Origin of the sequence: Methylobacterium sp. E-066, from assembly GCF_022829635.1 — a bacterium.
Lineage (GTDB): Bacteria > Pseudomonadota > Alphaproteobacteria > Rhizobiales > Beijerinckiaceae > Methylobacterium.
In genome coordinates this window covers 1-9,197 of sequence record NZ_JAKSYO010000056.1, presented here as the reverse complement: position 1 = coordinate 9,197, position 9,197 = coordinate 1, and the positions used below count along the sequence as shown (strand labels likewise).

Below are 9,197 nucleotides of genomic sequence, written 5' to 3'. Positions count from 1 at the left end.
GGCCAGCAGCCCGACGAGGAGCACTGTCGAGCCGCCGGCCCGTCGCAGCCGAGTCGATGGCCATTGCCGTCCACACGCCGGCGTTCTCCGCGCCGATCGTAGCGTCCCCCGCGCAGCCGCATCCCGATGCTGCCATCGTGTCGCTAGGCGCGCGGTGGCTACGGGCGAGCGAGGCTCAGGAGAGGGCGCGGGAGGAATGGGGTGTCGCGTATCAGCAGGTCTACGCCGTCATCGTCACGTGCCCGCCGGAGCTGTTCGCGACCCGCGATGAGCAAATTCGGGTGCTCGGCGGCTGGCGCTGGCCCACGCTCCTCGGCGTGAACCTCAGGCACGTCGCCCTGGATTGGGGAACCGAGGGGGCTCACACCGAGCGGGCCTGGACCGGGGAGGCGCTGCGCATCGCCATCACCCGCGCGGTCCCGATGCTTGGCCGAGGCGGCAAGACGCCTGGCCGGATCCGCCGGTGGAAAGCCCTCATGCCGATCGCCGACGCCTTCGATACCCGGGTGGAAGCCGTCGAGACCGCGACCGACCGACGGCGCCTTGAGGCGGCCCGCCGGACGGCAGAGGACGAGTTTCGCGATCTGAACCGCGAGATCGGGCGGCACGTCGCCACTACCCCAGAGGGCATGGCCGCCCTGGTCCGGGTGATCGGCCTCTATCCGTGGAAGGATACGGGCGGCGCGTGGCCGAACCTGCTGCGCAGCGCGGCAGCCGTCGCTGGCATCGACCCCGCCAGCCTCGAACACGAGCACGCCTCGACCCGCGCAGATTGGGCCTGAAGCCGCCACCGCGCGGCGCTCGACCCGCCGCGCCTCCTCCCACTGATCCTGTGACCCATGGAGGCCGACTGTGCCCTCTCTCAAGCTGTCCGCCCTATTCCGGCGAGATCCTAACCGTACCGACCTCAAGCAACGCGCCGCCGAGCTGAAGGCCAATCTCGGCAAGCGCTCTCGGCACCAGCCGGAGCCAGGTAGTGACGAGGCGAAGGCAGCGTTCAAGGCAGCCTGCCACGAGCACACCCTTCGGACCCAGTTCGCCAACGGCTACCCCGAACTGAAGCGCACCATCTTGGAGTGGTGGACGGCGAGCAGCCTCGGCAAGGCGCTGGAAACCGGCGAACTGACGCCGGCCGAGTGCGCCCGCCTCTACCCGCTGGCGACCGAGCGCGAGCTGCGCATGGCCGAGATCGAGCACGAGCTGAACCTCGGCGGCCTGTTCGCCCTGGCGTTCGCCGATGAATACCCGGTCACGCCCATGGCCGACGATCCGGATCCGATCCACGCCGTGATCGCCGACAGCTACCGCGCCGAGGACGCGATGAAGGTGTTCGGGTTGGACCCGACCTCGACCTCACGGCCGAACTGGTTCCTACGCGAACGCGCTCTGACGGAGGCGCAGAGCGCGACGCGAGATGCTGTGTGGCGCACCACGCCGACGACCCGCGCCGGTCGGCTCGCCCTGGTCGACTACGCCCGGTTCCAGGTCGCGCTCTTCACGGGCAGCAGCGTCGAGGATCCCGACTGCCCGGCCTACCTGTTTCGGGACATCATGAGCGCCGTCACCGCGGCGTTCGAGGCTGACTGCGCCCCGGCGAGCGACAGTGCCGTGCACGACCTGTCCGGGTGCGACCTCGCTCAGCTCGCTCGCCTCTATGAGACCTGGGAGGGCGTGTTCCACCATCTCACCGGCGCCGGCGCGATCCCGTGCTTCACATCGGATCGGCGCAGCGGCTTCACGCCGGCCGGCGAGGTGCTGGACCGCGAGTACGACCGGGCAGGGGCTTTCCTCAGTGCCATCGCCGACGAGGTCCGGAGCCGCACGGCCGTGAGCTCCGACGACCGGCACGAGCGCCTGGGGGTGCTCATCCGGCACGAACTCAACACGAACGGCAGGCCGGTCGACGACGCCCTGCTGTCCGAGCTGAACGCTCAGCCTAATCGCTGAGCCTTCCCTTCCTTCGCCGTGCGTACCGCCCCGGCCAGTTCCTGCCGGGCTCCCCCATCACACCCCGAGACCTGACACTATGGGCGACGTGCTTACCTTCACCCCACGTCCGAAACCGGCTGCGCCAGCGATCCCGGCGCCGCTAGCCGGACCCGCACTCCGCGCCAGCCTGGAGGAGGCGGCTCAGGTCGCCCTCGACGCCGCGGACCGCATCATCGCCGTGCTCGACCGCATGGACGGCGACACGGACCTTGAGGACGGCGCCGACTACGAGCCTTCCCTGGCGGCGCCGGAGAACCACACTGGCAGTCAGATCACATGGCTGCGTGGGAACGACCGGGACCGCGAGGCCGAGGCGCCTGAGACCGTGCTGCCGGAGGTGGCCGCGGTGATCGAGGTGGAGCCCCTGCGCTGGGGCGGCCGTGGGAACGTCATCGTGGCGGCTGGCGCAGCCCTCCTCGACCTCGCGGGGGTGCGCTGATGCCGATCAGTGCGTACTCAACGCTCGCCATCATGCCACTTTGCTGCGAGTCACGAGCGTCGTCATCGCCTGCTCAAGCTTGGCCGCCTGGTTAGCGAGGTCACGCGCGATGCCCTGCATTTCGCTGGCGGCGCTACCTGCCGTCCGAGCTGCATCGCTGACTCCGGTGATGCTGCCGGCAACCTCTTGCGTTCCGGAGGCCGCCCGGCTGACGTTGCCCGCAATTTCATGCGTAGCGGCGCGCTGCTGATCGACTGCGGCGGCCATCGTGGCTGCAACCTGATCCATCTCCCCGATCATGGCGGCGATGCGTTCGATCGCTGCGACCGCCGAACTGGTCGCGCCCTGCATAGCTGCCACCTGAGCCGAGATCTCTGAGGTAGCCTTCGCGGTTTGACCGGCCAGATCCTTGACCTCGGCGGCCACCACTGCGAAGCCGCGACCCGCCTCTCCGGCCCGTGCGGCCTCGATGGTTGCGTTTAGCGCTAGCAGGTTGGTCTGGGAGGCGATCGAAGAGATGAGCGAGACGACATCGCCAATCTTAGCGGCAGAGCCTGACAGGCTCTGAACTGTCGTATCGGTTTGGTGGGCGGCCAGATTGGCAGCCTGTGCGATCTCAGCGGCCCGCGTGACCTGCTGCGAGACCTCGCTCAAGGAGGCTGACAGCTCCTCTGCCGCGGCTGCGACCCCATCCACGTTCTGGGAAGCCTCTTGAGAGGCACCCATGACGGTCTGAGCCAATCTGGTGGTATCAGTTGTTGCCTTCACCGTCGTCACAGCACGGTTGCTGACCGTATCGGCACTTTGCGCCACGCTCGTGACTATAGCCTGAACCTGTTGCTGGAAGCCTTCAAGCTGAGTCGCGATTTCACTCCGGCGTTCATCCTCAACGCGCGCGTATGTCTCCAGCAAAAGCTCAAGATCGAACCATGCCAATCGGCTGATTACGCCGGCGAGAGCGCTATGCTCGCGCAGCTGCTTCATCCTGCCGGGCGATCCGAACCTATCATCAATCGGGTTCGAGAGACCGAGTTCGGCAATAAGCGCACGTGACACGACCGAGTGGCAGATGACGATGGCGTACGCTGGCACTTTGTGACGGTGGAATGCCGTGGCCAAGCGTTCCACAGATGCGTCGAACTCCGATCCGATTTCGCCCGTGGCCACGAGCGTCCAGTGGACGAGGCGTGCCGCATAGACCTCTGGAGCCTGCAGGGCCGGATCAATTTCTGGCCACTTCGCGAACGTGTCTTGCAGTTTGCTGAGCAGCGCAGGCATTATCTGCCTAACGACGCTTGCATGCATGCGCAACATTATCATGTCATCTGCTGTGACGCCAAAGACACCAAGGCTCTTCTTGTGCTTGGTGTTCGTCGGCATGGCAGTCTCACGTTGATGCAGTAAATCTTCCGAACGGTACGCGTCGCTCGCGAAGCTCAGGTTAACGGCGTCGGGGAATTAGGGCGACGTGAGCAGTTCGGTCCGAGGTGAACGACATCACGGCTGCCGGCACGTTTCTCGTCGACCTGCTGGAGCGGGCGTGATGCAGTTGGACACCGGAAGTCCGGTAACTCTCCAAGGAGTGTCGGGTATGCACCTTGAAGCAGACGATCCTGTCGCTCGGACGCTACAGCTTGGCTTCCCCACCTGCCTTGATCAGCGAGCGGATGCGGGCCGCCATCTCATCTATCGCGAACGGCTTCGTCATCACCGTCATGCCTGGCGCGAGGCGCCCGTTGCCCAAGATCGCGTTCTCCGCGTAGCCGGTGATGAACAGCACCCTGAGGTCGGGGCGAGACACGCGCCCCGCGTCAGCCATCTGGCGCCCGTTCATACCGCCCGGCAGGCCCACGTCTGTCACCAGCAGGTCGATGCGCACATCCGATTGCAGGATCTTCAGCCCGGCTGCACTGTCACCCGCCTCGATCGCGAGGTAGCCGAGGTCCTCCAGGATGTCGGTGATCAGCATGCGCACAGTCGGCTCGTCGTCCACGACCAGCACCGTCGCCCTGTGCTCCGACCGCGGCAGCGCATCGGGTTTGATCGCGCTGTCTTCGTCGGCCGCTTCGCCGTAGTGGCGCGGCAAGTAGATGCAGATGGTCGAGCCCTGGCCAACCTCGGAGTAGATGCGCACCTGCCCGCCGGATTGTTGGGCAAATCCGTAGATCATGCTGAGCCCGAGCCCCGTGCCCTCGCCGATCGGTTTGGTCGTGAAGAACGGTTCGAACACCCGGGCGATCACCTCGGGCGGCATGCCGGTGCCGGTGTCGGTCACGCACAGCGAGAGGTACTGCCCCTCAGGCATGTCGAGCTTGCGGGATGCGCGTTCATCGATCCACTTGTTATGGGTCTCGACCGTGATGCGCCCGCCCTCCGGCATGGCGTCGCGGGCGTTGATGCAGAGGTTCAGCAGCGCGTTCTCAAGCTGCGGCGGGTCGACCAGCGCAGTCCAAAGACCTGACGCACCGACCATCTCAACCGAAATGCCGGGGCCGACCGTGCGCTGGATCATCTCCTGCATGCCGTTGACGAGCCGGTTCACGTCGGTCGGTTTGGGGGCCAGCGTCTGGCGTCGGGAGAAAGCGAGTAGGCGGTGCGTCAGAGCGGCGGCACGCTTCGAGGCCCCCTGCGCCGCCGCCATATACCGTTCGACATCGTTGAACCGCCCCTGCTGCATCCGGGTCTGCATCAGTTCCAGCGATCCAGAGATGCCCGCGAGCAGGTTGTTGAAGTCGTGCGCAAGACCGCCCGTGAGTTGGCCGATCGCCTCCATTTTCTGCGCCTGCCGTAGCGCCTCCTCGATCCGCTCGCGTTCCTCGCCCTCTGCCTTCAGCCGGGCGTTGGCCTCGGCCAGCTCGTGCAGATGTTGCCGCTGCTCGGTCAGGTCGGTGAGGACGCCGCATAGCAGGGCGGCGCCGTCGCCGCGCTGCAGGCGGCTCAGCGACACGTGCGCCGGCAGGTGTGATCCGGCGGCCGACCGGAGGCGGACCTCGCCACGAGCCGTGCCTGTCCTGTTGGCCTCCTCCAACAGCCGCGCCAGCACCGGACGCTCCTTCGCGTCGACGAAGTCATACAGCGGGCGCCCGATCAGCTGTTCCGGGATGCTCGCGAGCATCACAGCGATCCGGGGGTTGCCGTACAACAGCACCCCGTCTGCACCGAGCGTGAACGCACCCTCCTGGATCTGCTCGATCAGCACACGGTAGGGTCGGTCGGCGTTCTCCAGCGTGTAGACCTGCCGCTCTCCGGCGGGCCCCTGGACGACGACGGCGTCGAAATCGCCCCGCTGGATCGCGCCTAGCGTCTCCTCGCTCTCCTCCAGTTTGGCCTCAAGCTCGCGGATGCGGGCCTGAGCCGTGGCGAGGGCGACCCGGTCAGATACTGGATCCATCGCCGCCTCTGGGGAGTGGGTAGACACCCAGCCCGCGCAGCACGCGAGCCTCGTCTGAGAGGTCGCCGACGATCCGGCGCAAGGGCTCGGGCGTCAATTTGAGTAGGGTCGGCGCCGCCACGACCTGAGCGGCCTCGGCAAGCTCAGGCTGCTGATAGATGTCGACGATCACGAGGCTGTGGCGGTCAGCGAGGTGCTCGCGGCAGATCCGGCGCAGGTTCTCGATCGTGCGCTGCGAGCGCGGGCTCGTGCCGGCTATGAAGAGGCGCAGCTGGTACTCGGCCGGGTCTGGCGCGTTTGCCCCGCCACCGCTCAAGGCTTGCCCGGCGCGGGCGGGTCGCGCGGGCGGATGTCGAGGCCGACCAGCACCTTCTCGGTGTTCGACAGGTCGCCGATGATCCGCTTGAGCGGGGCGGGCAACCGGCGGACCAGGGTCGGGATCGCCAAGATCTGGTCGCCCGCGGCGAGCTGCGGGTTCTTCAGCAGATCGACCACCTCAATGTCGTAGCGGCCGGCGAGGTGCTGCTCGCACACGCGCATGAGGTTGGCCAGCGCGGCCATCGACTTCGCGGTCTGGCCGGCCACGTAAAGGCGAAGATGATATTGCCCCGGATCACCGTCTTCTTCCGAGATGGGATCGCCGGCATGTGACGTCTGCTCGCTCATTCCGCTGCGCTCCGGCGACGGGCGATATCGGTGCGCTTGATCGTCAGCATCGTCTCGCGCTGGGTATCCTCGTCGAGGAGCAGTGTCTCCTCCTCCTCCGCGGTTTCTAGGCTGTCTCGCAGTTCGGCGATCTGACGCTCTATCGACTGCCGCCGCCGGGTCACGTCCCGCTTCCGCCGCTCGCTGTCCTGCTGACGACGCAGCGCGGCGGCCTCCTCCTGCGCCTCCTGCACGATGCGCGCGGTCCCGGTCAGAACCCCGGCCGGGCCGATGTAGGCGTCCACGAGCTTCAACCCAGCCGCCGACATCTGAAACTCGCGCACCTGGTTCGAGTGGCTCATGCCGCGGGCCTTGATCACGTAGAGCGTGCGCGAGCGCTCGCCGTTGGCCTCAATGTCCTGGAGCTTGATCCACACGTCCATCAGTGAGGATAGGCCGAGATCGTCTGACTGTCCGAACGCGCCGTCCGTGCGCAAGGACGTGAATACCGCGGTGATGCCTCGGGCCTTAAGCATGTCGACCATGCGCAACAGCGTCGCCTGCAGCTCGACCTCGGGTCCGCGCAGGGCTGAGATCGGATCGATCACGACGACGCTCGGCCGGAACTGCTCGATGTCCCGGTGCATCCGGGCGAGATGCATCTCCAGTCCGTACAGGCTCGGCCGCGCAGCCTCAAAGCGTAGCAGGCCAGCGTCGAGGTGGCGCCGGAGATCGAGCCCGACCGAGTGGGCGTTGCGGCAGATCTGTTCACCGCTCTCCTCGAACACGAAGGACATGCAGTGCTCGCCGCGGGCGCAGGCGGCGTCGATCGTGTGGCTGCTGATCGTCGTCTTGCCGGTACCGGCCGAGCCGGAGATCAGCACGCTGGAGCCGCGGAACAGGCCACCGGAGCCGAACATCGCGTCCAGGCTCTCGACCCCGGTCGAGACGATCTCGTTCGAAACCTTGTAGCTCAGGTCGGCGGCCGTCACCGGCAGGACGCTGATGCCCTGCTCATCGATCAGGAACGGGTACTCGTTAGTGCCGTGGGCCGAGCCGCGGTATTTGACGATACGCAGGCGGCGGGTGGTGATCTGATCCTCGACGCGGTTGTCGAGCAGCACGACACAGTCCGAGACGTACTCTTCCAAGCCCTGGCGGGTGAGTTGCCCCTCGCCACGCTCGCCGGTGATGATCGCGGTCAGCCCGCGATCCTTCAGCCAGCCGAACAGCCGGCGCAGCTCGGAGCGCAGCACCGCTGCGTCGCTCAGACCTGCGAACAGGGTCTCGATCGTGTCGAGGACCACCCGCTTGGCCTTGATCGTGTCGACGGCGTAGCCGAGGCGGATGAACAGGCCTTCGAGATCGTACTCGCCGGTCTCCTCGATCTCGCTGCGCTCGACCTTGACGTGATCGACGGCAATCTTGCCCGCCGCCATGAGGCCGTCGAGATCGTAGCCGAGCGAGGCGACGTTGGCGGAGAGATCTTCCGCCCGCTCCTCGAAGCTCATGAACACGCCGGGCTCGTCGTAGAGTGTGGCGCCGTTCACGAGGAAAGTGGTGGCAAACAGCGTCTTGCCACAGCCGGCGGCACCACAGACGAGAGAAGGCCGCCCTGTGGGCAGACCACCGAAGGTGACGTCGTCGAACCCGTCGATGCCCGTCCGCGCCTTGGGCAGAGACGCTGTGGTGTGTTCAGAGGTCACGCGGGCGTTCCCTAATCTGCTGAGTGCAGTCTCGTCCGCGTGCGACGAGAGCTGACGTCTTCTCGGCGATGCGTTGGCGCAGCGCGGTCTCGATGAAATTGGTGAGCGTGCGGTTGTCCTGGCGCGCGCACTCGCGAGCGGCAGCCAGTATCTCCGGGTCGATCCGTAGGGCGATCGGGGTCTTCATCTCCGTCACCTCCCAAACGCATCAGCACACGGGTCGCATACAGTCCCGTATTGAAGAGGGCAATACGACCTGAGGTCGACGGCGGTGAGATGGGTGGTCCGATGGGAACATCGCACCGGATGAGGTGGACCTAAGTGGTCGCCCTTAATCTTCGGCGAGAGACCGCAGATCGTCGCGCACTGCCAGAAGCTCGCGCAGGTGTCGCTCGTAGAGGTCAACGCTGGCCTGCCAGCGGCTCCTGTCGTCTGCCGGTAGGCCAGGCTCGGCCAGCGCTAGACGTGCGATCCGGATGCTCTCCCGCAGCGTGGCGATGCCGCCCTCGACCCGCTCAAGCTCGGTCATCGTCGGGCTTCCAACGTTGACTTAACCGTGCCGCCCGGCCGACATGGAGCGTTCCGGCCGGGCTCGCCTTGACGAGTCGAGAGCCGGCAATTCAGGAGACCATCGCCGCGAGATAGACCCTGAAAAGCCAACAGCCCCTTCCCGGCAAGGAAGAGGCTGCTGAAAAACCTGAGGCCTGGTGGGGCCGCCTTCGAATGCTCCCCACAAGCCATGAGACCCCCCGGGGTGTCAAGACGGAACCCGTTTCCGTCAACGGGAAGGCTTTGCCTGGACCCTAGCCGCGGCCCGTGAGGGAACGGGTTCGATGAACTATGCCGACGAGATCCGTCGACAGGCGGAGGGGGCGACGCGCGCCGCGTTGCCAGCCATCACGGCTGCGCTGTGGCGCGACTACAGCGACGGGAAGATCACGGAAAACGAGGCAGAGAGTCTGTCTGCGTTTATTGACGCCCGGCGGTCGTGCGGAGTCGGACAGAAATAAAGACAGAGCACGCACCC

At 66.3% G+C, this 9,197-nt stretch carries 11 protein-coding genes; 4 read left to right on the top strand and 7 right to left on the bottom strand.

Annotated features, from left to right (window positions below; all coding sequences use genetic code 11):
- The 3 genes from MKL20_RS06950 to MKL20_RS06940 all read left to right on the top strand — a co-directional run.
- Positions 1–782 (top strand): hypothetical protein (locus MKL20_RS06950; RefSeq protein WP_244036063.1); only part of this gene is annotated, 782 nt, incomplete at its 5' end.
- 70 nt (positions 783–852) lie between these two features.
- Positions 853–1,947 carry a hypothetical protein gene (locus tag MKL20_RS06945; RefSeq protein WP_243962824.1) on the top strand — a complete coding sequence of 365 codons (1,095 nt, stop codon included), beginning with the start codon at positions 853–855 and terminating at the stop codon, positions 1,945–1,947.
- Between the two features lie 79 nt (positions 1,948–2,026).
- The gene (locus MKL20_RS06940) at positions 2,027–2,428 is read left to right on the top strand and encodes a hypothetical protein (protein WP_244036062.1); all 402 of its coding nucleotides are present in this window, start codon (positions 2,027–2,029) and stop codon (positions 2,426–2,428) included.
- Between the two features lie 30 nt (positions 2,429–2,458).
- On the opposite strand, the gene MKL20_RS06935 is transcribed toward MKL20_RS06940, so the two are convergent.
- The 7 genes from MKL20_RS06935 to MKL20_RS06905 all read right to left on the bottom strand — a co-directional run bounded on the left by MKL20_RS06935 (position 2,459) and on the right by MKL20_RS06905 (position 8,699).
- Entirely contained in the window at positions 2,459–3,808 is a 1,350-nt protein-coding gene (locus MKL20_RS06935; protein ID WP_243962821.1) for a globin-coupled sensor protein, read from the bottom strand.
- Positions 3,809–4,055: 247 nt separating this feature from the next.
- The gene (locus MKL20_RS06930; RefSeq protein WP_243962820.1) at positions 4,056–5,819 is read right to left on the bottom strand and encodes a PAS domain-containing hybrid sensor histidine kinase/response regulator; all 1,764 of its coding nucleotides are present in this window, start codon (positions 5,817–5,819) and stop codon (positions 4,056–4,058) included.
- On the bottom strand, positions 5,803–6,135 hold the full coding sequence (locus MKL20_RS06925; protein ID WP_243962819.1) for a circadian clock KaiB family protein: 333 nt from the start codon (positions 6,133–6,135) through the stop codon (positions 5,803–5,805). The genes MKL20_RS06930 and MKL20_RS06925 overlap by 17 nt, the downstream gene beginning before the upstream one ends.
- Entirely contained in the window at positions 6,132–6,485 is a 354-nt protein-coding gene (locus MKL20_RS06920) for a circadian clock KaiB family protein (protein ID WP_244036061.1), read from the bottom strand. The genes MKL20_RS06925 and MKL20_RS06920 overlap by 4 nt, the downstream gene beginning before the upstream one ends.
- Positions 6,482–8,170 carry a circadian clock protein KaiC gene (gene kaiC, locus MKL20_RS06915; protein ID WP_243962817.1) on the bottom strand — a complete coding sequence of 563 codons (1,689 nt, stop codon included), beginning with the start codon at positions 8,168–8,170 and terminating at the stop codon, positions 6,482–6,484. Before kaiC ends, MKL20_RS06920 begins: the two co-directional genes overlap by 4 nt.
- Entirely contained in the window at positions 8,160–8,357 is a 198-nt protein-coding gene (locus MKL20_RS06910) for a YlcI/YnfO family protein (protein ID WP_243962816.1), read from the bottom strand. Before MKL20_RS06910 ends, kaiC begins: the two co-directional genes overlap by 11 nt.
- 144 nt (positions 8,358–8,501) lie before the next feature.
- Positions 8,502–8,699: a hypothetical protein gene (locus tag MKL20_RS06905; protein ID WP_243962814.1), complete on the bottom strand. Its 198-nt coding sequence runs from the start codon at positions 8,697–8,699 to the stop codon at positions 8,502–8,504.
- Between the two features lie 304 nt (positions 8,700–9,003).
- Here MKL20_RS06905 and MKL20_RS06900 point away from each other — a divergent pair, with 304 nt between their 5' ends.
- Positions 9,004–9,180: a hypothetical protein gene (locus MKL20_RS06900; protein WP_244036060.1), complete on the top strand. Its 177-nt coding sequence runs from the start codon at positions 9,004–9,006 to the stop codon at positions 9,178–9,180.
- Positions 9,181–9,197 lie beyond the last annotated feature (17 nt).

Coding starts and splice junctions, on each gene's coding strand:
- MKL20_RS06940 (WP_244036062.1), top strand. CDS start 2,027: ATGGGCGACGTGCTTACCTTCACCCCACGTCCGAAACCGGCTGCGCCA.
- MKL20_RS06935 (WP_243962821.1), bottom strand. CDS start 3,808: ATGCCGACGAACACCAAGCACAAGAAGAGCCTTGGTGTCTTTGGCGTC.
- MKL20_RS06930 (WP_243962820.1), bottom strand. CDS start 5,819: ATGGATCCAGTATCTGACCGGGTCGCCCTCGCCACGGCTCAGGCCCGC.
- MKL20_RS06920 (WP_244036061.1), bottom strand. CDS start 6,485: ATGAGCGAGCAGACGTCACATGCCGGCGATCCCATCTCGGAAGAAGAC.
- MKL20_RS06910 (WP_243962816.1), bottom strand. CDS start 8,357: ATGAAGACCCCGATCGCCCTACGGATCGACCCGGAGATACTGGCTGCC.
- MKL20_RS06905 (WP_243962814.1), bottom strand. CDS start 8,699: ATGACCGAGCTTGAGCGGGTCGAGGGCGGCATCGCCACGCTGCGGGAG.
- MKL20_RS06900 (WP_244036060.1), top strand. CDS start 9,004: ATGAACTATGCCGACGAGATCCGTCGACAGGCGGAGGGGGCGACGCGC.